The sequence below is a fragment of the Psychrobacter sp. D2 genome (genome assembly GCF_013608135.1).
Taxonomy (GTDB): Bacteria; Pseudomonadota; Gammaproteobacteria; order Pseudomonadales; family Moraxellaceae; genus Psychrobacter; species Psychrobacter cryohalolentis.
Genome location: NZ_JACDXZ010000010.1, coordinates 1 through 21,211, shown reverse-complemented (window position 1 = coordinate 21,211; position 21,211 = coordinate 1). Strand labels below are relative to the sequence as shown.

Annotated in this window: 13 protein-coding genes, 2 tRNA genes and 3 rRNA genes; 4 read left to right on the top strand and 14 right to left on the bottom strand. The window is 42.8% G+C overall.

The window, feature by feature from the left end:
- Positions 1-143: 143 nt before the first annotated feature.
- Positions 144-1,127 carry a glutamate racemase gene (murI, locus tag H0262_RS11770; protein WP_181210870.1) on the bottom strand — a complete coding sequence of 328 codons (984 nt, stop codon included), beginning with the start codon at positions 1,125-1,127 and terminating at the stop codon, positions 144-146.
- 315 nt (positions 1,128-1,442) lie between these two features.
- Positions 1,443-2,198: a DUF1285 domain-containing protein gene (locus tag H0262_RS11765; RefSeq protein WP_181210869.1), complete on the bottom strand. Its 756-nt coding sequence runs from the start codon at positions 2,196-2,198 to the stop codon at positions 1,443-1,445.
- 639 nt (positions 2,199-2,837) lie between these two features.
- On the opposite strand from H0262_RS11765, the gene H0262_RS11760 reads away from it, so the two are divergent.
- Complete coding sequence (locus H0262_RS11760) at positions 2,838-4,475, top strand: electron transfer flavoprotein-ubiquinone oxidoreductase (protein WP_149410006.1); 1,638 nt, start codon at positions 2,838-2,840, stop codon at positions 4,473-4,475.
- A 119-nt stretch (positions 4,476-4,594) separates the two neighbouring features.
- On the opposite strand, the gene H0262_RS11755 is transcribed toward H0262_RS11760, so the two are convergent.
- A complete protein-coding gene (locus H0262_RS11755) occupies positions 4,595-6,091 on the bottom strand; it encodes a sodium:alanine symporter family protein (RefSeq protein WP_011514562.1) in 1,497 nt (498 codons plus the stop codon).
- Between the two features lie 1,073 nt (positions 6,092-7,164).
- On the opposite strand from H0262_RS11755, the gene H0262_RS11750 reads away from it, so the two are divergent.
- The 3 genes from H0262_RS11750 (at position 7,165) to H0262_RS11740 (ending at position 10,137) form a co-directional block, all read left to right on the top strand.
- A complete protein-coding gene (locus H0262_RS11750) occupies positions 7,165-7,425 on the top strand; it encodes a DUF4212 domain-containing protein (protein WP_011514563.1) in 261 nt (86 codons plus the stop codon).
- A 4-nt stretch (positions 7,426-7,429) separates the two neighbouring features.
- A complete protein-coding gene (locus H0262_RS11745; RefSeq protein ID WP_011514564.1) occupies positions 7,430-9,298 on the top strand; it encodes a sodium:solute symporter family protein in 1,869 nt (622 codons plus the stop codon).
- A gap of 293 nt (positions 9,299-9,591) precedes the next feature.
- Positions 9,592-10,137, top strand: coding sequence for a hypothetical protein (locus H0262_RS11740; RefSeq protein ID WP_011514565.1), 546 nt, complete (start codon positions 9,592-9,594; stop codon positions 10,135-10,137).
- A 90-nt stretch (positions 10,138-10,227) separates the two neighbouring features.
- Here H0262_RS11740 and H0262_RS11735 read toward each other — a convergent pair whose 3' ends face one another.
- The 11 genes from H0262_RS11735 to H0262_RS11685 all read right to left on the bottom strand — a co-directional run bounded on the left by H0262_RS11735 (position 10,228) and on the right by H0262_RS11685 (position 20,981).
- A complete protein-coding gene (locus H0262_RS11735) occupies positions 10,228-10,833 on the bottom strand; it encodes a rhomboid family intramembrane serine protease (RefSeq protein WP_020444371.1) in 606 nt (201 codons plus the stop codon).
- Positions 10,834-10,869: 36 nt separating this feature from the next.
- Complete coding sequence (locus H0262_RS11730) at positions 10,870-11,922, bottom strand: 5'-nucleotidase (RefSeq protein WP_020444372.1); 1,053 nt, start codon at positions 11,920-11,922, stop codon at positions 10,870-10,872.
- Between the two features lie 165 nt (positions 11,923-12,087).
- Positions 12,088-12,306 (bottom strand): dodecin family protein, encoded by a 219-nt coding sequence (locus H0262_RS11725; protein WP_181210868.1) that lies wholly within the window; start codon positions 12,304-12,306, stop codon positions 12,088-12,090.
- Positions 12,307-12,450: 144 nt separating this feature from the next.
- Positions 12,451-13,740 (bottom strand): TRAP transporter large permease, encoded by a 1,290-nt coding sequence (locus H0262_RS11720; protein ID WP_181210867.1) that lies wholly within the window; start codon positions 13,738-13,740, stop codon positions 12,451-12,453.
- Complete coding sequence (locus H0262_RS11715) at positions 13,737-14,264, bottom strand: TRAP transporter small permease (RefSeq protein ID WP_181210866.1); 528 nt, start codon at positions 14,262-14,264, stop codon at positions 13,737-13,739. Before H0262_RS11715 ends, H0262_RS11720 begins: the two co-directional genes overlap by 4 nt.
- A gap of 16 nt (positions 14,265-14,280) precedes the next feature.
- Positions 14,281-15,339, bottom strand: coding sequence for a TRAP transporter substrate-binding protein (locus H0262_RS11710; protein ID WP_020444375.1), 1,059 nt, complete (start codon positions 15,337-15,339; stop codon positions 14,281-14,283).
- Between the two features lie 321 nt (positions 15,340-15,660).
- A 5S ribosomal RNA gene (gene rrf / locus H0262_RS11705) occupies positions 15,661-15,774 on the bottom strand.
- Between the two features lie 182 nt (positions 15,775-15,956).
- Positions 15,957-18,818, bottom strand: a 23S ribosomal RNA gene (locus H0262_RS11700).
- Between the two features lie 380 nt (positions 18,819-19,198).
- Positions 19,199-19,274, bottom strand: a tRNA-Ala gene (locus tag H0262_RS11695).
- Between the two features lie 6 nt (positions 19,275-19,280).
- Positions 19,281-19,357 (bottom strand) — tRNA-Ile (locus tag H0262_RS11690).
- 85 nt (positions 19,358-19,442) lie between these two features.
- Positions 19,443-20,981, bottom strand: a 16S ribosomal RNA gene (locus H0262_RS11685).
- Together the 16S, 23S and 5S rRNA genes with 2 tRNA genes alongside form the textbook arrangement of a ribosomal RNA operon.
- Positions 20,982-21,211 lie beyond the last annotated feature (230 nt).

Below are 21,211 nucleotides of genomic sequence, written 5' to 3'. Positions count from 1 at the left end.
ATAATAAGCAGTTAAAATATTCTGTTTGGTAAATACAAGCCTAGCATAGTATTGCTAGAATGCGTTTACTTTATTTCCAATTCCATTAATATACTACGGGATTATAACAGCTGTATCGAGATTAATCCTAGGAGCCCCTAAGGCTAATACTCAAAATGAGGATGGTATTGTAAATGCGTTTGCTCGCCAAGTAAGCGTGATAGCAGCAAATCCATCTGCTTATCGTATTTGGTCGCATAAAATATCAACGGTGGCTTAATCTGATTGTCACTCAAACTGGCATCTAATCCATCTATAGGCAATGCTGACAAATTATTGGCGATCAACAATTGCTTAACGCGCTCCGCAATTGCTTGACCTGAATCAACCACTTGCATTGATAGTCTTTGCGATTCAATGGCTTGCATCACAAAGTCTTTAAAAAATGGATAATGTGTACAGCCTAATACCAGCTGGTCTACCCCATCCTTTGCAAACACTTGCAATTGCTGACGAAGATTTTGCGCTGTTTCACTGTTTTCCGGCATACCTGATTCTACCCAAGGCACCAGTTGCGGGTCAAAATATTTGGTCACTCTGGTTGCACTTGGACTGGCTATCGTAGCAATGACATCGTTCAGGAGTTTACCGTTTAGAGTCGCTTTGGTTGCTAGTACCGCCACATGACTACTTTTACTGGCCAATACCGCAGGTTTCAATGCTGGTACCAAACCCACGATGGGTAGCTGCGGATAATGACACCTTGCTGTCTGCAACGCATAGGCTGAAGCACTATTACACGCAATGACAATAAGCTTGCAGCCTTGCTGATATAGCCACTCTACTGCCGTCAATGTGAATGTTTTAATATCATCACTATCTCGATTGCCATAGGGCACATTCAGGGTATCAGCATAGTAAATATAACGTTCATTGGGCAGTTGCTGGGCTAAATGTAGATAAACAGACAAGCCACCAATACCAGAATCAAATAAGCCAATGGGCGCGCTACGGTCTGGATCTGCCTTTGTCCCTTTATTATGATTGTATATCACACTATCGACCATCGCTTCTTCAGCAGTGTTATTATCAGAAATTATTAAGTAAGTATTAACTGTGTTAGTAACAGCACTTGCGGCAACTTTCATATTATTTCACCGCCATTTTGATAAAAATACTGTCATACCGACCCTACTAATAAATTTAACCAATATTACTTTCGATAATATAGTCAATTCCAAATAAAACAGATACGTTATGTTTCAACGCAGTACTGGTATAAATTTTTCTGGCGTGCTGTGCCTACGCCTACAGAGGCTGCGTAAAATTCATCCCAGTCCTACTGTATCGCTTTAATACTGAATTCACTATAGACCCATAAATAAAAAGGGCTATAAGATAGATAACAAGATTTGCTCAAGATCAATAGCAATCACTGCCTAATTATAGCTCATTATTGACCGTTAAATAGATGTCATCGTTAATGTATAAGCATGACCGCCACTTTGCAGGGTTAGCGTGGTTTTATCATCTTGCTCTGTCAATTCGCCAATCTCGGTTAGATGATAAAATACATTGCGACCAATAAGTGCCGTCAATCCATTTCGAACCAGCATATAAGGCCGCATTTGTACCTCAGATGTTAATTGTTGGTTTTCCTCTCCGTGACTATGATGAACAGCATTCATATCATTAGAGTGATCATTTCTATTTTCATCACTCTCTACATTAACAGAGTCATAAGGACGTAAAAAAATAGGATGCTCATCATCTAAGCGTACGACATCACCCGTTGTCGTGGTAAATTCAAGCCAACTATTAGTATCTTCGTTGACGATACCGACATCATTGATTAATAGTGGTGCATCTTGCACTTGGATACGCAATTTCTGTACGGGCGTCTTTAGAAAATACTCAGTCACGCCTTCTTTTTCTTCTTTCCATAAGATAGTGGCAAACAGACTGACTAATGACTCTCGGGTCATGTGTCCGCCTTCATGCCACCACTCGCCATTGGCTTTGATGACCAAGTCCATATCATCAATTTGTTCAGGATGCCAACTTTCTAGTGGCGGTATGGCACGTCCTTCACGTGTCCCTGCCGCAGACTTTAAATATTGGCTCAAATTGTCTATAGTATTTAGCTCAGACAGCTTGTCATTAGAGGTTTCAGCATCTTTTACAGTCGTGGCATCGATATCTTTATTATTATCTGTCATCGTACAATCCTTCACGTAGTAATCAAAGTTTGGCAAATCTGTTATTACTATAAATTTTAGTTTCGGGTATGATAAGACAATATCGTCATTGTACCCCCACCGTCTTAATCTTACCTTAACACTGATGTTGTGAAATGCGTATCGTGTTTGTGGGACTTTTCTTTTATAATAAGTAACGATTTTTTATTTGAACTAGTCTGGTGGGCGTTGTACTAACGACACATTTTACGTTATGTTTTGAAGGTTTTTAAAAACACTTTCATCGTAACGTCGTCAACTGATACCGTAAAGACCCTTTTTATCGGGCAGCCATATGTCTGAGTAAAGTTAGCGCCACAAGCCTTATTATTCAATTGTTAAGCTAATGATGCCCTGAGATAAGCCACTACAAGTTTAGGAGTAGGTATGCAAGAGCAAGACAATCAATCGCCAGTTATTGATGGTGATACTGTAAATATCGACACGCCAATCGTGACAGACACAGCAAATTCAGAGCCAGCAGTGGTGACACCAGAAGTGCTCGCTGAAGAAACGCCCGTTATTGTAGATACGAAAGCCGTTGAGCCAGTTGCTGAAACGGTCGTTGTCGACAAAGCGCCAGAACCTGTTGCAGCAGAGCCTGAAGTAGAACGTGAGTCAATGGAATTTGATGTCATTATCGTTGGTGGTGGACCTGCCGGACTTTCAGCTGCCATCCGTCTACGCCAGCTTGCCATCGCAGCAGGTAACGATGAGTTCATGGTTTGTGTGGTCGAAAAAGGCTCAGAGTTTGGCGCTCATACTCTCTCTGGTGCGGTCATGGAAACACGCGCTTTGGATGAGTTGATTCCAGATTGGAAAGAAAAAGGCGCACCGCTAAACGTTCCTGCAATTGAAGATCGCGTCTATATGCTGGGTTCAGCGACCAAATCCATCAAATTAATGGATTCGGTCATTCCTGCCAGCATGCATAACCAAGGCAACTATATTGTCTCATTAGGCAACGTCGTTCGTTGGTTGGCTCAACAAGCTGAAGAGCTAGAAGTCATGATGTTCCCAGGCTTCCCCGCTGATGAAATTTTATATAATGATGATGGTTCAGTTAAAGGCGTATTGACAGGCGACATGGGTGTGGCTGCCAGTGGCGAAGCGAAACATAGCTTTGAGCCAGGTTATGAGCTGCTTGCTAAATATACTATATTTACCGAAGGTAGCCGTGGTCACTTAGGCAAGCGCTTGATCAGTCGTTTTAATCTTGATAAAGACTGTGACCCACAACACTATGGTATTGGTCTAAAAGAGCTATGGGATATTGATCCTGCTAAGCATGAAGAAGGTGTGGTCATGCATGGTTCAGGTTGGCCTTTAACTGACACTGGTTCAACTGGAGGCTGGTGGTTGTATTTCGCTGAAAACAATCAAGTAAGCTTTGGTCTTGTTATTGACCTCTCCTATTCTAATCCATATATGTCGCCATTTGATGAGATGCAGCGTCTAAAACTACATCCGCTTATTCGTAATGTTCTAGAAGGCGGTAAACGTATATCTTACGGCGCACGCTCGTTAACTAAAGGCGGTTTAAACTCCTTGCCAAAATTCACCTTCCCAGGTGGTGTATTAGCTGGTGATGACGCAGGTTTCTTAAATCCTGCCAAAATCAAAGGTACCCATACTTCAATGAAGTCAGGAATGCTAGCGGCTGAGGCGATTTTCGCAGCCTTGCAAGAAGATCGTCAACATGATGAAGTGCTGGCTTATACTACGATGTTTGAAGAGTCTTGGTTGTATAAAGACAACTATGAAGCACGTAACTTTGCTCCTGCTATGCACCGTATGGGTCAATGGATGGGCGGCGCGTTTACCTTTTTAGAGCAAAATCTGATGGGCGGCAAAATGCCTTTGACCATTCATGACAATAAAAAAGATTATGATCAGCTTGAGCGTGCGGCTCATGCCTATCAGCCAACCTATGCCAAACCGGACGGCAAATTGGTATTTGATAAATTATCGTCAGTATTTATCTCAAATACCAACCATACTGAAGATCAACCAGTACATTTAAAATTAACTGATCCAACAGTGCCTGTTACTATTAACTTACCACTCTATGCTGAGCCAGCGCGTCTATACTGCCCAGCTGGTGTCTATGAGATTGTAAAAGACGCGGAAGGCGCTAAATTTGTCATCAATGCGCAAAACTGTGTCCATTGCAAAACTTGTGATATCAAAGACCCTTCACAGAACATCACGTGGGTAACGCCAGAAGGCGGCGGCGGTCCTAACTATCCAAACATGTAAATTGTTATTTATATATTGTTTAGATGGTTATTATTTAAAATAAGCTGCAAAAAAATCGCCCTCAGAAGGGCGATTTTTTATTGCAGCTTATTTAATCGCTATATATCTAGGATTTCAGCTTAATCTGTCCACGCATCACGATTGGCTTCATCTTTTAATTTCACAAAATCATCAGGATTAAACTTGATTTGATCAGCAGTTTTGCCCTCTTTAATCTGACGCTCATAGTCACGTAATATTCTAAGTGCTACTGGCGACAGGATGATAATAGCCACTAAGTTGACCAATGCCATCAGACCCATGGATAAATCGGCAAAGTTCCAAATAGCTGGCAGGCTGGCGACAGCGCCAATAAATACCATGCCCAAGACCATAAAGCGGAATATCATAATCATCACTTTGGCATTTTTCTCGCCAGAGATAAATTCAAGATTTGATTCACCATAGCTATAGTTTGCAATGATAGAGGTGAATGAGAAAAAGAAGATGGCAATCGCGACAAAAATTACACCCATATCACCTACATATTGCGACAATGCTAGCTGTGTTAATTGAATACCTTCTTGCTCAACACTAGGATCAACCACGCCAGAGAGAATAATAATTGAAGCTGTCGCTGTACAGATAACTAATGTGTCCAAAAACACACCCAACATTTGCATAAAACCTTGCACTGCCGGATGATCAGGATGGCTTTTTGCAGTCGCTGCGGCATTAGGTGCTGAACCCATACCTGCTTCGTTCGAAAATAGACCACGCTTAATACCATTAATCATCGCTTGCGCAATACCATAACCAATCACACCACCTGCTGCTTGTTCAAAGCCAAATGCTGACTTTACAATCAAAGCAATCGCCGCTGGAAATTCGCTAAAATTGGTCAAGATAACATAGAGTGCCAACAGAATATAAAGAATCGCCATCACTGGTACAACTTTGCCAGCAATACGCGCAACAGAGCGTAATCCACCAAATACTACTGGTGCGACTAGCACTACTAATATCAAGCCGGTCATCCAAGTTGGAATACCAAACGCCTCATTAGTCGCTTGTGCAATGGTATTGGATTGCACACCATTGAACGCCAAGCCAAAAGCGACCAGCAAACATAGCGAGAAAAATACGGCAAGCCAGCGTTTACCCAAACCCTTTTCGATATAGTAAGCCGGTCCACCGCGATAGACATTATCGTTATGCGGCACTTTGTATGCTTGCGCAAGGGTTGACTCGATAAAGCTGGTCGACATACCCACAATCGCTGTCATCCACATCCAAAATACAGCACCCGGTCCACCCAAATAGATGGCAATTGCCACCCCTGCTAGATTCCCCGTCCCTACTCGCGCAGCAAGTGATGTCATCAGTGCTTCAAATGAGCTGATACCACCATCTTTACGCCCTTGATTTGATACTCGTAATAACTGCCACATATGACCAAAATGACGAAACTGAATAAAGCGGGTCGCCACGGTAAAATATAGACCTGCACCAATTAAGACGAACATCAGCAGTCCATACCATGGATTGCTGGCAATCAACCAATCATTATTACCCCAAATGATACTCACACCATAGTTTACGATGCTATTAAACCAACCTGCTACGCCTTCGTTCATACTATATCCCCTTCACTAACATTCTATACTTTTAGCATATGTTATAAATTGATGTAACTAATGGCTTTTTATGATGTTTCGTTCTCTCTTTGCTTATTGATCATCATTACCTATTTGAGCAATAAAATGACAAGGAAATCACGTATATCATATGGCGGTATTTTAACTGACTATAGACAATTTAGCTGTTTTTATGCTTTTTTTTAATTATTGATTATTTATAAACTTTTGCTTAGTAATAAGCTAATAGGAATAAAATAATAATTATTATTTATAGTTTATGAAAAAATTTTATACCTAATCAATAGTTATGATATTGAAATTATATTGATGTCATGCTTATTCATAATAAAAATAGTTATTTATATAACCGTTATTTTTAAAATAAATGCCGTTTTTTGGTTTTATCAATTAATCTAACGAATATAACAAATCCTTAATATAACTAAGGTCTTAGTATACTATTGTCTCAGAGTTATGATATCTATTGGCTTCTACTAACATAAGTTAGTTATGGTTTCTACAAGACACATATTTAGTTACATAAAGTAAATAAAATTTATTTATTGTTAAATAAGTCAATATTGTATATATTCCTAATAAGTTTATAAAAGCTGCTTGCAATACTTATCGGCATGAATGTATTTCTAATTATTAAAATAATGTCATCGGGAAGATGATAATAATAAGACAGAGGATTGTCAGCGATTACCGACCCCTCCCTCTTTACACATCATTATTTCCATATAATAAATTTAATCGACAGTCTCAATATCTATTGTTAAATGATTAGATTTTAAGCGACTAACCTCGACTCTTATCCTTTAACTTTTATAACAGTCATATCGAGTAATTTATCCTCGATGTCTGTATCGTTTACACTGGAAAAGTTGGTTCATATTTTGATAATGTTGGGTTACTTATCTTGATTGATCGCTCTGCTTTAGTCTTTCATCTACCGTTTTTATGGTTGTAAGACACTGTTTTCACAATAAGATAAACACTAAAGCACAGGGACTTGTCAGACTCAGATCAGTGACCTTGTTTTTATGTTAGGCAAAAGGAGTTGTCCTATGGAGAACCACAACGATTCATCAGGTTATTGGCGCGCCAATCTCCGTCTCATTAAAGTCAGCCTCGTCATTTGGGCTTTAGTCTCTTATGGTTTTGGCATCTTGCTACGTCCATTATTGTCAGGTATTAGAATAGGTGGTACTGATATAAGCTTTTGGTTTGCACAACAAGGTGCTCTTATCGTATTTATCGCCCTCATCTTTTTCTATGCATGGCGCATGAATAAACTAGATAAACAATATGGTGTAGACGAGGAATAGCCCTATGAGTCAATTTACGATTAATATCATTTTTGTAGGTCTGTCCTTCGCTTTATACTTCGGTATCGCTTGGTGGGCACGTGCAGGTTCGACCAGTGAGTTCTATGTTGCTGGCGGCGGTGTACATCCTGTTGTTAACGGTATGGCAACTGCCGCTGACTGGATGAGTGCAGCGTCATTTATCTCGATGGCTGGTATTATCGCCACTGGTGGTTATGCTGCATCAACTTATTTAATGGGTTGGACGGGTGGTTATGTTCTACTCGCCATGCTCTTAGCACCTTACCTACGTAAATTCGGTAAATTCACAGTTCCTGATTTTATCGGTGACCGCTTTTACTCTAAAACCGCTGCTATGATCGCAGTCGTCTGTTTGATTATTGCATCAACCACTTATGTTATCGGTCAGATGACCGGTGCTGGTGTGGCATTCTCACGCTTCTTAGAAGTTGACAGTACCACTGGTCTGATTATTGCGGCTGTTGTTGTATTCTTCTACGCCGTACTTGGTGGTATGAAAGGGATTACCTACACGCAGGTTGCGCAGTATGTGGTTCTTATGATTGCCTATACGATTCCTGCCGTCTTTATCTCACTTGAGTTGACGGGTAACCCAATTCCAGGTCTTGGTTTGTTCTCAAACCATGTTGAATCAGGCATTCCTATCCTAACCAAGCTTGACCAAATCGTCGTCGACTTAGGCTTTACCGCTTATACCGCTGACGTACCGAACAAGCTGAATATGGTGCTATTTACTTTATCACTGATGATTGGTACCGCGGGTCTACCTCACGTTATTATTCGCTTTTTCACGGTTCCTAAAGTTGCAGATGCGCGTTGGACAGCTGGTTGGACGTTGGTATTTATCGCGCTCCTATACTTCACTGCCCCAGCAGTAGGTGCAATGGCGCGTCTAAATCTAATTAATACTGTTTATCCACAAGGTGTTGACGCTCCTGCTATCGAATATGATCAACGTCCAGATTGGATGAGAACATGGGAAGAAACTGGTCTTATTAAATATAACGATCTCAATAACGACGGTCGTATCCAGTTGTATAGTGATAGTGGACTTGGTGCAGCAGAGCTAGCATTGGCTGCCGCTACTACTGATGGCGGCGATGTTGCTGCTGCAACGACTACCGTTGAAAAAGCAAAAGCTGAACATGCTTTAGAGCGTGATGGTGTGTTTGTTGATAGAGGTTGGGCAGGTAATGAGCTTGATGTCAACGCTGATATCTTAGTATTGGCTAACCCAGAAATCGCACAGCTACCAGGTTGGGTTATTGGTCTTATCGCCGCAGGTGGTTTGGCAGCAGCGCTATCTACAGCAGCTGGTCTACTCCTCGCCATCTCATCAGCGATCAGTCATGATTTGATTAAACGTAACCTTAATCCAAATATCACTGATGCAGGCGAGCTAAAAGTCGCACGTATCACGATGGCTGTTGCGCTTGTGGTTGCTACCTACTTAGGTATTAATCCACCAGGATTTGCTGCACAGGTCGTTGCATTGGCCTTTGGTATTGCTGGTGCCTCACTGTTCCCTGCATTGATGATGGGTATTTTCTCTAAACGTATTAACAACCTTGGCGCCATCGCTGGTATGCTCACAGGTCTAATTAGTATCTTAGTTTATATCTTCATCTTTAAAGGCTGGTTCTTCGTTACAGGTACAGCAAACTTCCCTGATACTGAAGAGTACTGGTTGTTTGGTATCTCACCATTATCATTTGGTGTGATTGGTGCCTTGCTTAACTTTATCGTAGCATTCGCAGTGTCTTATGCGACTGCGCCACCACCAGCACACATTCAAGAATTGGTTGAAAGTGTACGTTCTCCACGTGGCGCTGGTGCTGCAGTAGATCACTAAGCTTCGATACAAGCTAGCAAATGAAGTGCAAATGACGTATGATTTTTTACAATAACATATCACTCACAGGCAGCAGCTGCTTGTGAGTGATTTTTTTATCCCAATCTGATCATGGGATATTTTTTACATACTATTCGTCCAATCATGATAATTTTATTAACCCCTCTTAAAAGTAAAAATAATGAGAAAGTTAAGCATAAGCGCCATAATAAATGTGCTTAAAAAGGCTGAACACATGATTTTATTTTTAATAATTGATATGAAATGCGCTGATTGCGTTAAGGAAAAGTCTTATGCTTTTTGAGTTTATCGCAACCATAGCGGCTGGGTTTGGTCTAGCTGGGATAGCACTAGTTATCACTCACCTCAGCAAACTTGCAGGTAAGAAAGCGCCAAGATGGCTTATTCCATTATTTGGTGCGATAGGTATTTTTGGCTTCCAAATAAGTCAAGAATATAGCTGGTTTGGTCAACAGCTTGCACAGCTTCCTGAAGGCGTTCATGTCGTCAAAAAAGTTGAAGAAGGTACGTGGTTTCGTCCGTGGTCGTACGTTAAACCACAGACGTTACGCTTTATAGCGGCTGATAGCGGACACGCTCGTGCTAACGCTGATAACCCAGAAGTTTACTTGGTCAATCTGTATTTGTTTGAGAGACGTAGAAGTGTACAGCAAGTACCGCAAGTGATCGACTGTGCCGCCCCTGCTCGTGCAGACTATGTATTACAAGAAAAAGACAGTAAGATGAGTATCGATGAGCATGTGAAACAAACGACTGCTTGGCGTCCATTAGAAAAAAATGATCCGCTATATATCAATGTTTGTATTAATAAAAAATAACTCAATCATTGAAGCCACTGTTAGCTGACTTATCGTTATCTTTATGAATCATTGAACAGTCTGTCTAAATATATTTTCCGAAAAATAAGGCTAATAACGATTATTCACTTTCGTATAAGCATGTTTAGAATTGGCACCCAACAACAATCCGGCGCATAGACCACCAAAATGCGCCGCAAATGAGATACCTTGCTGCGGTATCAAACCTTGTTTGATAGTCAGCCAATAACCCGTACCCATCACAATACAAGCCAGTAAATAGCCCCAACGCCTGGCGAACACTGCCCCACCTATCATAAACCCAAGCATCGCAAAACACAGCCCTGAAGCGCCGATATGAATCGTCAGTGGCGAAGCTATTATCCAAGTCATTATACCTGAGGCGATGATAAGCTTAAGAATAGTACGATAAGCGTTATTTTCAAATAAACCAAATAAGAACAAAATCTGCATCAGTGTCAGCGAATTTCCCACTAAATGTGAGAAATTACCATGCATCGTCCATGAAGCAAATACCCCTATCATACTGCCAATATCCAATGTTCTTGGTACGATACCAAAAATATTCCATAGACCAAAAAATACAGTGTCATTAAGAAAAAACATCACCCACATTGGTATCAGTACAAAAGCATATAGACCAAATACTTGCTTAATGCGTACGATTACAAGCGTCGCCAATTGCTGCCACTTCATCTACTGTTTTATCCTTTTTATCTTGTTAAACGCATGTTAATGACTGGTAGATAAAATCGTCGTTTCTACGGGTTTAAAAGATAGCGATGACGCATCTTTATTGGCAGTTAATATACTACTGGCGTGTAATAGTGAGGTTGAATGATAAGGCACTAGCGCCGTTGGTACAAAGCTACGAGCCGCATCGATATGCTTAACTGAATCATCAAAGAAAATATGCGGCGCAAATGTTTTAAGTACCGAAGTCTTTTCAAGTCCTCCTAGAAAAAACGCCATATCAATATCTACGCCCCAATTACGCAATGTTTTTATCGCTCGTAAGTCAGCTGGGGCATTACGAGCCGTCACCAAGGCTATTTTCATCGGACAAGAATGCAGGCTTGCTGGCAGACGCTCTTGCATTTTGGATAGCTTAATTAATAACTCTGCATAAGGACCTTTTTCTATCGGTAAATCGCGCATTTTGGCTTCACGGTCATGAAACGCTTGCAACCCTTTTTGCTTATAAAGCAGCTCGCCTGAATCATCAAATAACACTGCATCACCATCGAAGGCAATACGCAACTGCTTGGTATCCAACTCATAAGTATTGACTGGCGTGGCATCTAATATCGCACAAGCACAGATATCAGCATCTGCAACCTGCTGCGCATCTTCAAGATTGGTCGTCAAAAACAAATCCACATTAAAATCTTTGATATAAGGTGCAATAGGGCTGCCAGATATAAATGCTGAGCGCGAAATGGTTAACCCATGTTCACGTATTGCATTTAGGACTTGAATACCTGTATCAGGGCTACTTTTTGAGACAATGACCACTTCTACCAAGGGTGCATTGACACCGTCATTCTTATTATCACAATCATGACAATAATGATTTAAATTCAATAGTGCTTTAATCAGCGGATAACCTGCGCCAATGGTCAACGGGTCATTTTCACGCTCAGTCATATAGTTGCGGAACTCTTTAACGGCATCGTGGGGACGCTGCTGTAAAAGCGATATGAGATGATTCTCAGACTCTGACAAATCAAATAAAGCGGTTGCAGAAATCGCGACTATGAGCGTGTTACTAAAATCGACAGCCATAAATGTTTACTTCTATTCTAAATATTCAAAATGGTAGCGTTTTATTTTACTACATATTTAGGCAAGCCGTGTGGCTACTCCTGCTAATCACAACAATCCTCAATATATTTTTTTATGACAAAAAAAAGACTGTAATCGCAGTCTTTTTTAGGTTTCAATCAACACTTAGCTAATATCAGTACCATCATTAATAACAAAGCTTACAATCATAATGACATGATATTTACTAATTTTTCCATCAGTAACCCCTACTTTTTGCTCTTTTATCCAAGCGCCTTCAACATTGTTGATGGTCTTAGAAATCCGCTCAATACCTTGTTGAATAGCATCTTCAAAACTGCTTTCAGAGGTACTACTGATCTCGATATTCTTAGCAATAGTCATAGTATTTCTCGCATCCATGTGATTCTAAAATGAGTGTTTTAAGACAAGCTTATCGTAGAGATGCTACTTCAAAGCGATGTCTCTCAATTATTCTAGCGTTATACATAGTACGCAACAATGCTCCAGTGTTATTTTATGTTGGAATTAACTTAGTAGCACCAAAGATATCGCTGGGAACGCTACCAAAATGACTAAGCGAATCAAGTCAGAGACAATAAAGGGCATCACCCCCTTGAACATATCGGACAGCTTAATATGTGGTGCCATTGCCTTAATCACAAAGATATTCATACCCATTGGCGGCGTGATTAATCCAAGCTCTACGGTCAATACTGCAATGATACCAAACCAAACCGGATCATAACCTAACGCGACAATGATTGGGAACACCACCGGAATCGTAATCACCAGCATCGCTAGGGCATCCATGAACAAGCCTAACAGAAAGTACATAATCAAAATGCAGATCAATACTATCATTGGGCTAACTGCCAATGAACCAATCCACGTCGCCAAACTATAAGACAAGCGCGATACTGAGATAAAATAGCCTAGCGCTTCAGCACCAAGTAACATAAAGAAGACCACTGCAGAGAGGGCAAGCGTCTCAATTAATGATTGCTTAAGCCCCGTCATTCGCATGCCTTTGGCAAAAGCATAAGCCCACGATACAAACGCCCCAACTGCAGCGCCTTCTGTTGGGGTAAATAGCCCAAAGAAAATACCCGCGATAATGACAATAAAGATAAAGCTAAAGGGAATAAGACCTGTCAAAGAGATGAGCTTTTGTTTCCAAGAAGTAGGCTCCCCACGTTGTGCTAAATGTGGCTTCCAGCGTACCATGATCATAACAGTGATTGAGTACATCACCATGCCGAGCATACCCGGTAAGAAGCCAGCGATAAACATATCACCAACTGACTGCTGGGTTAGGATGGCATAAACCAGCAGTGCAATACTGGGCGGAATCATGATTCCCAAAGTACCACCAGCGGCTAAAATACCGCAGGCAAAGCCTGGCTGATAACCGTACTTCTCCATTTGTGGCAATGCTACTTTGGTCATGGTAGACGCTGTCGCCAATGATGACCCTGAAATGGATGCAAAGATACCGGATGAACCAATACCAGCAATACCTAGACTACCCCTAACGCCACCAAAGATAGTTCGAGTAGCATCAAATAACTTCCCTGCCATACCAGAATGAGAAGCAAAGACACCCATAAGTATGAACAATGGAATAGCACTAAAATCATATTTCGCTAAAACATCAACGGGTAAGTCTTTGAGCATCTGCACCGCACCAATCGGTGCTGTCACCGCACCAAAGCCAACCAAACCAACACCAAGCATCGCAAGTGCAACAGGAACACGCAGCATGACCATCGCAATCATACATAACAAACCAATGGCACCAATAATTTCTGGACTCATGCGCCTGTCTCCTCAGCGTCAAAGAACTCGCCTGTTTTAAAGATGTTGATGGATTCGATCAATGAGCGAATGGCAAGTAAAATGCTTAAGAAGGCACTAATAGCGTAAATGGGCATCATAGATATTCGAAGGTCTTGGGTGACTTTGCCGTACTCTATTGCATCAAAAGCGCTTTCATAGAGACCCCATGCGAACACGATACCAATGATAAAGAACCCCATCATAAAGGTGCCCATCATGTAACCTTTAACGGCTTTTGACATCTTTTGTGTGAATACATCGACAATAATTTGTGAGCGTTCAACAAAAGCAGCAAAAGCACCAAGTAAAGCAAAGAGCATAAAGTAAGAGACAATCTCAACACTGCCTTTGACCGTAAATCCAAACTCACCACCGGTGAGCTTGAATACATAGCGGGCAATAACATCTAGCATGGTGGTCAGTACAATGATAATGAGACTGATACCACCAATGAATTGACATAACCTTGAAATGAGGATGCTCAGTTTCACTAAAAATACCATGCGAAACTCCTTTAGGTTAGACCTTACAGGCTGCACTGGCGGCTTTTGCTTTAGCATAAACGCCATCTGCATCTAGACCTAGCGCTTTAACATCAGCAAGATATTTATTGGTGCCTTTCTCAAGCGGTCCTTTCCAGTTAGGATCATTTAATGGATCAGGGATTTCAACGATTTCATCACCTTTTTTCCTAGCTGCTTCTATGGCCATATCATCATGTTTATCAAATACTTCACCAACCTTATTGGCAAGCGCCATACCTGAATTTTTATCCAGTACCTTTTTCAAATCATCCGGTAAACTCTCATATTTATCTTTATTCATAGTCACCATAAGCGCTGAACTATAAAAAGGAATATTGGTATGGTATTTGGTAATTTCGTCAATTTTAAAGGCGGTAACAGCTTCCCATGGAAAACTTAAACCATCAACGACGCCGCGTTGTAAAGAAGTATACATATCATTAGCAGGTAGACCTACTGGTGAGGCACCCGCACTTTCAATAATGTCGCCAGCGACGGCAGAAGGACGGCGAATACGCATACCCTTCATATCTTCAGGTGTGCGAATTAATTTGTTCGTTGTATGCAACGCACCCGGTCCAGCACCATACATAAACAACATATGCGTATCTTCATATTCACCAGCTAAAGTACCATCTTCATATAGAGTTTGGAGCATACAACCCATCTGAGTCGCTGAGTTTGATAAACCAGGAAGCTCAGTAATCTGAGTTAAAGGAAAACGACCATTGGTATAGCCGTGTGCTTGTGAGCCAATATCTATTGTGCCTTTAGCAGCAGATTCATAAGTAACGTCTGCTTTAGCAAGACCTGCTGAAGGATATAACTCTACTTTTAAACGACCATTAGAATCTGCTTCTATCTGCTTAGCCCAAGGTTCAAAGACCTCTGTACTAATAGATGAGGTTGCTGGCCAAAAATGAGAAAAGCGCAATGTGGTTGTTTCTTGAGAAGTTGCTGCAGAAGCATCAGTACTATCAGAAGCTTGATTAGAACAACCTAGAAGGCTAATAGCTGCCAAGGCACCTATTGAAAAAAGAGGAGCTAACTTCATTATCAATTCCTTTTGATAACCATGGATAGGGTATAAGTCTTTACTAATAAGTTAATTATAAGGTCAATTTCCGTATAGACTCTATAAATGCTTTTAATTAACTAAAGTTGAAATACTCTTTAAAATTAGCAGCTATAACGATATAAGTCAAATCATTTTAAATGAATAACAAGTAATATATTGAATATAAGATATAGCGATTTTCATAACAGAAAAAACTTATTTGAGCCTTTCAACTGCAAATAAACTCACCCCAACCAAACGTCAGGCAAAGAAAAACCCCCGCCTAGATAACTAGTCGGGGGATATTTCAGAATAGAGAGCTGACGATGACCTACTCTCACATGGGCGAACCACACTACCATTGGCGCGACGATGTTTCACTTCTGAGTTCGGGAAGGGATCAGGTGGTTCCATCGTGCTATTGTCGTCAGCAAAGGGGGTTAGATATGAGTCTGTTATTATTGTTTTGACGTCAAGATATTATCTATTGGTCGACCAACTTGTAACCTAACTGAATCAAGGTTAAAGGTGATATCGAAATTATATATATTCTATAGCCTAGGCTATACAAGATAGATTAATTAGAGCTTTCATACAAACCACTTGGGTGTTGTATGGTCAAGCCAAACGAGCAATTAGTACAGGTTAGCTACACACATCGCTGTGCTTCCACACCCTGCCTATCAACGTCGTAGTCTTCAACGGCTCTTTAGGGAAATCTAATCTTGAGGTGGGCTTCTCGCTTAGATGCTTTCAGCGATTATCCCATCCGAACGTAGCTACCGGGCAATGCCACTGGCGTGACAACCCGAACACCAGAGGTTCGTCCACTCTGGTCCTCTCGTACTAGGAGCAGATCCTCTCAAATTTCCAACGCCCACGGTAGATAGGGACCGAACTGTCTCACGACGTTCTAAACCCAGCTCGCGTACCTCTTTAAATGGCGAACAGCCATACCCTTAGGACCTGCTTCAGCCCTAGGATGAGATGAGCCGACATCGAGGTGCCAAACACCGCCGTCGATATGAACTCTTGGGCGGTATCAGCCTGTTATCCCCAGAGTACCTTTTATCCGTTGAGCGATGGCCCTTCCATACAGAACCACCGGATCACTAAGACCTACTTTCGTACCTGCTCGACTTGTGGGTCTCGCAGTTAAGCGCGCTTTTGCCTTTATACTCTACGACCGATTTCCGACCGGTCTGAGCGCACCTTCGTACTCCTCCGTTACTCTTTAGGAGGAGACCGCCCCAGTCAAACTACCCACCATACATTGTCCTCGGTATTGTTATACCTGAGTTAGAACCCCAACATGACCAGGGTGGTATTTCAAGATTGGCTCCACAAACACTAGCGTGTCTGCTTCAAAGCCTCCCACCTATCCTGCACAAGTCAGGTCAAAGTTCAATGTAAAGCTGTAGTAAAGGTTCACGGGGTCTTTCCGTCTAGCCGCGGGTACACAGCATCTTCACTGCGATTTCGATTTCACTGAGTCTCTGCTGGAGACAGCGCTGCCATCATTATGTCATTCGTGCAGGTCGGAACTTACCCGACAAGGAATTTCGCTACCTTAGGACCGTTATAGTTACGGCCGCCGTTTACTGGGGCTTCGATCAAGAGCTTCGCTTACGCTAACCCCATCAATTAACCTTCCAGCACCGGGCAGACATCACACCCTATACGTCCACTTTCGTGTTTGCAGAGTGCTGTGTTTTTAATAAACAGTTGCAGCAGCCTGGTATCTGCGACTGCCAACAGCTCAAGGAGCAAGTCCTATCACCATCGGCAGCGTACCTTCTCCCGAAGTTACGGTACCATTTTGCCTAGTTCCTTCAGCAGAGTTCTCTCAAGCGCCTTGGTATTCTCTACCTGATCACCTGTGTCGGTTTAGGGTACGATTCGTTTATAACTATTGCTTAGAAGCTTTTCCTGGAAGCATGGTATTTGCCACTTCGCTGTACAAGTACAGCTTGCTATCAGATCTCAGCATAATGACAGTCCGGATTTGCCTAAACTGTCTGCCTACATCCTTTCACCTGGACAACCAACGCCAGGCTGACATAACCTACTCCGTCCCTCCATCGCATTATAAACAAGTATCGGAATATTAACCGATTTCCCATCGACTACGCCTTTCGGCCTCGCCTTAGGGGTCGACTCACCCAGCCCCGATTAACGTTGGACTGGAACCCTTGATCTTCCGGCGTGCGAGCTTTTCACTCGCATTATCGTTACTCACGTCAGCATTCGCTCTTGTGATACCTCCAGCATGCCTTACGACACACCTTCACAGGCTTACACAACGCTCCCCTACCACTTGAAAACAAATTCAAATCCGCAGCTTCGGCTCCTAGTTTGAGCCCCGTTACATCTTCCGCGCGGGCCGACTCGACTAGTGAGCTATTACGCTTTCTTTAAAGGATGGCTGCTTCTAAGCCAACCTCCTAGCTGTCTATGCCTTCCCACCTCGTTTCCCACTTAACTAGGAATTTGGGGCCTTAGCTGGCGGTCTGGGTTGTTTCCCTCTCCACAATGGACGTTAGCACCCACTGTGTGTCTCCCGGATATCACTCATCGGTATTCGGAGTTTGCATCGGTTTGGTAAGTCGGTATGACCCCCTAGCCGAAACAGTGCTCTACCCCCAATGGTGTTCGTCCGAGGCGCTACCTAAATAGCTTTCGGGGAGAACCAGCTATCACCGAGTTTGATTAGCCTTTCACCCCTATCCACAAGTCATCCCCTAGCTTTTCAACGATAGTGGGTTCGGTCCTCCGGTGCCTGTTACGGCACTTTCAACCTGCTCATGGATAGATCACTCGGTTTCGGGTCTATGCCCTGCAACTAAACGCCCTATTAAGACTCGGTTTCCCTACGGCTCCCCTAAACGGTTAACCTTGCTACAGAACATAAGTCGCTGACCCATTATACAAAAGGTACGCGGTCACCCTAATAAATTAAGGCTCCCACTGCTTGTACGCACACGGTTTCAGGTTCTATTTCACTCCCCTCACAGGGGTTCTTTTCGCCTTTCCCTCACGGTACTGGTTCACTATCGGTCAGTCAGGAGTATTTAGCCTTGGAGGATGGTCCCCCCATCTTCAAACAGGATTTCTCGTGTCCCGCCCTACTTAATATGTTAACGCTAATGTTTCGAATACAGGACTATCACCTACTACGGTCAGCTTTCCCACGCTGTTCTTCTACATTAGCATTAATCGGCTTCTCCCCGTTCGCTCGCCGCTACTTGGGGAATCTCATTTGATGTCTTTTCCTAAGGGTACTGAGATGTTTCACTTCCCCTCGTTTGCCTCTTGTACAAGTACAAGATACCTACCTTATGGTAGGTGGGTTTCCCCATTCAGAAATCTCCGGATCACAGGATATTGCCGCCTCCCCGAAGCTTATCGCAGGCTGTCACGTCTTTCATCGCCTCTGACTGCCAAGGCATCCACCATGTGCGCTTCATTACTTGACCATACAACCCCAAGTAGTCTTTCTCTAACCTTTATTACTAAAGATAGGAGTTAGATTTCTAAGTGCTATATAAGTCTAATTATGATAACGATATCACCTAATTTTATACGCTTGATTCAGTTCTCTTTACTTTTTTAATAACTCACCACTGGGATAACAACTGATGTCGTTAAGTAGTGAGTTATTAAGGTTAGAAACAACGCGTGAACACGTGTTCCTAACCCAGACTCATATCTATGTTTTTAAATAGTCTCTATGCTCTCGTCGAGTCACAGATTCTGTATAAAACAGAAAGAAGTAATCTTGTCTTTGTTAAGACGAATCACTTGTTTCTATTTGATACCTATTTATTTATTAGCATCTAAAGAATAGTTTATTATGTGGTGGAGCCAAACGGAGTCGAACCGTTGACCTCCTGCGTGCAAGGCAGGCGCTCTACCAACTGAGCTATGGCCCCTAATAATGGTAGGCCTGGGCAGACTTGAACTGCCGACCCCCGCGTTATCAACACGGTGCTCTAACCAGCTGAGCTACAGGCCTGTGCGAGGCATATACCTCTAGCTAATAAACTAGCTTAAACTAAAGAACAACTTGTTGTGAATTCTTGCTGACCGAATGCCATCTATAAGGAGGTGATCCAGCCGCAGGTTCCCCTACGGCTACCTTGTTACGACTTCACCCCAGTCATCAACCACACCGTGGTGAACGCTCCCCCGAAGGTTAAGCTATCCACTTCTGGTGCAATCAACTCCCATGGTGTGACGGGCGGTGTGTACAAGGCCCGGGAACGTATTCACCGCGGCATTCTGATCCGCGATTACTAGCGATTCCTACTTCATGGAGTCGAGTTGCAGACTCCAATCTGGACTACGATAGGCTTTTTGAGATTCGCATCACATCGCTGTGTAGCTGCCCTCTGTACCTACCATTGTAGCACGTGTGTAGCCCTGGTCGTAAGGGCCATGATGACTTGACGTCGTCCCCGCCTTCCTCCAGTTTGTCACTGGCAGTATCCTTAGAGTTCCCGGCTTAACCCGCTGGTAACTAAGGACAAGGGTTGCGCTCGTTGCGGGACTTAACCCAACATCTCACGACACGAGCTGACGACAGCCATGCAGCACCTGTATTCTAATTCCCGAAGGCACTCCCGCATCTCTGCAGGATTCTAGATATGTCAAGACCAGGTAAGGTTCTTCGCGTTGCATCGAATTAAACCACATGCTCCACCGCTTGTGCGGGCCCCCGTCAATTCATTTGAGTTTTAACCTTGCGGCCGTACTCCCCAGGCGGTCTACTTATTGCGTTAGCTGCGTCACTAAGTCCTCAAGGGACCCAACGACTAGTAGACATCGTTTACGGCGTGGACTACCAGGGTATCTAATCCTGTTTGCTACCCACGCTTTCGAGCCTCAGTGTCAGTATTATGCCAGAAGGCTGCCTTCGCCATCGGTATTCCTCCAGATCTCTACGCATTTCACCGCTACACCTGGAATTCTACCTTCCTCTCACATACTCTAGCTCAACAGTATCAGATGCAGTTCCCAGGTTGAGCCCGGGGATTTCACATCTGACTTATCGAGCCACCTACGCTCCCTTTACGCCCAGTAATTCCGATTAACGCTTGCACCCTCTGTATTACCGCGGCTGCTGGCACAGAGTTAGCCGGTGCTTATTCTGCAGCTAATGTCATCGTCTCCGGGTATTAACCGAAGAGTCTTCTTCACTGCTTAAAGTGCTTTACAACCAAAAGGCCTTCTTCACACACGCGGCATGGCTGGATCAGGGTTTCCCCCATTGTCCAATATTCCCCACTGCTGCCTCCCGTAGGAGTCCGGGCCGTGTCTCAGTCCCGGTGTGGCTGATCATCCTCTCAGACCAGCTACAGATCGTCGCCATGGTAGGCCTTTACCCCACCATCTAGCTAATCCGACTTAGGCTCATCTAATAGCGAGAGCAGTAAACTGCCCCCTTTCTCCCGTAGGTCGTATGCGGTATTAATACGAGTTTCCCCGTGCTATCCCCCACTACTAGGTAGATTCCTAAGTATTACTCACCCGTCCGCCGCTCGACGCCTGATAGCAAGCTATCATCGTTTCCGCTCGACTTGCATGTGTTAAGCCTGCCGCCAGCGTTCAATCTGAGCCATGATCAAACTCTTCAGTTTAATCTTGCTATGAAGTCCTTTAAAGAGACTTCTAAACTTGGCTCATCTAATCTGGCAAAATCGCTAAAAATTATGTTCGTAATGAATTAACTTTGAGTTTTTTTACTGTCTTAAATGATAATTTTTATAGTTAGAATCCTATCGAAAAGATAGTCAACCAACTTTATTTTTTAGCATTCTGAATCAGCAAAAATCCACACAAGTTGTTCTTTAGTTATGCTTTTAAATAA

Excerpts from the sequence above, each read along its gene's own strand:
- murI (WP_181210870.1), bottom strand. The coding sequence starts at position 1,127 with ATGAAAGTTGCCGCAAGTGCTGTTACTAACACAGTTAATACTTACTTA.
- H0262_RS11765 (WP_181210869.1), bottom strand. The coding sequence starts at position 2,198 with ATGACAGATAATAATAAAGATATCGATGCCACGACTGTAAAAGATGCT.
- H0262_RS11760 (WP_149410006.1), top strand. The coding sequence starts at position 2,838 with ATGGAATTTGATGTCATTATCGTTGGTGGTGGACCTGCCGGACTTTCA.
- H0262_RS11755 (WP_011514562.1), bottom strand. The coding sequence starts at position 6,091 with ATGAACGAAGGCGTAGCAGGTTGGTTTAATAGCATCGTAAACTATGGT.
- H0262_RS11750 (WP_011514563.1), top strand. The coding sequence starts at position 7,165 with ATGGAGAACCACAACGATTCATCAGGTTATTGGCGCGCCAATCTCCGT.
- H0262_RS11745 (WP_011514564.1), top strand. The coding sequence starts at position 7,430 with ATGAGTCAATTTACGATTAATATCATTTTTGTAGGTCTGTCCTTCGCT.
- H0262_RS11740 (WP_011514565.1), top strand. The coding sequence starts at position 9,592 with ATGCTTTTTGAGTTTATCGCAACCATAGCGGCTGGGTTTGGTCTAGCT.
- H0262_RS11735 (WP_020444371.1), bottom strand. The coding sequence starts at position 10,833 with ATGAAGTGGCAGCAATTGGCGACGCTTGTAATCGTACGCATTAAGCAA.
- H0262_RS11730 (WP_020444372.1), bottom strand. The coding sequence starts at position 11,922 with ATGGCTGTCGATTTTAGTAACACGCTCATAGTCGCGATTTCTGCAACC.
- H0262_RS11725 (WP_181210868.1), bottom strand. The coding sequence starts at position 12,306 with ATGACTATTGCTAAGAATATCGAGATCAGTAGTACCTCTGAAAGCAGT.
- H0262_RS11720 (WP_181210867.1), bottom strand. The coding sequence starts at position 13,740 with ATGAGTCCAGAAATTATTGGTGCCATTGGTTTGTTATGTATGATTGCG.
- H0262_RS11715 (WP_181210866.1), bottom strand. The coding sequence starts at position 14,264 with ATGGTATTTTTAGTGAAACTGAGCATCCTCATTTCAAGGTTATGTCAA.
- H0262_RS11710 (WP_020444375.1), bottom strand. The coding sequence starts at position 15,339 with ATGAAGTTAGCTCCTCTTTTTTCAATAGGTGCCTTGGCAGCTATTAGC.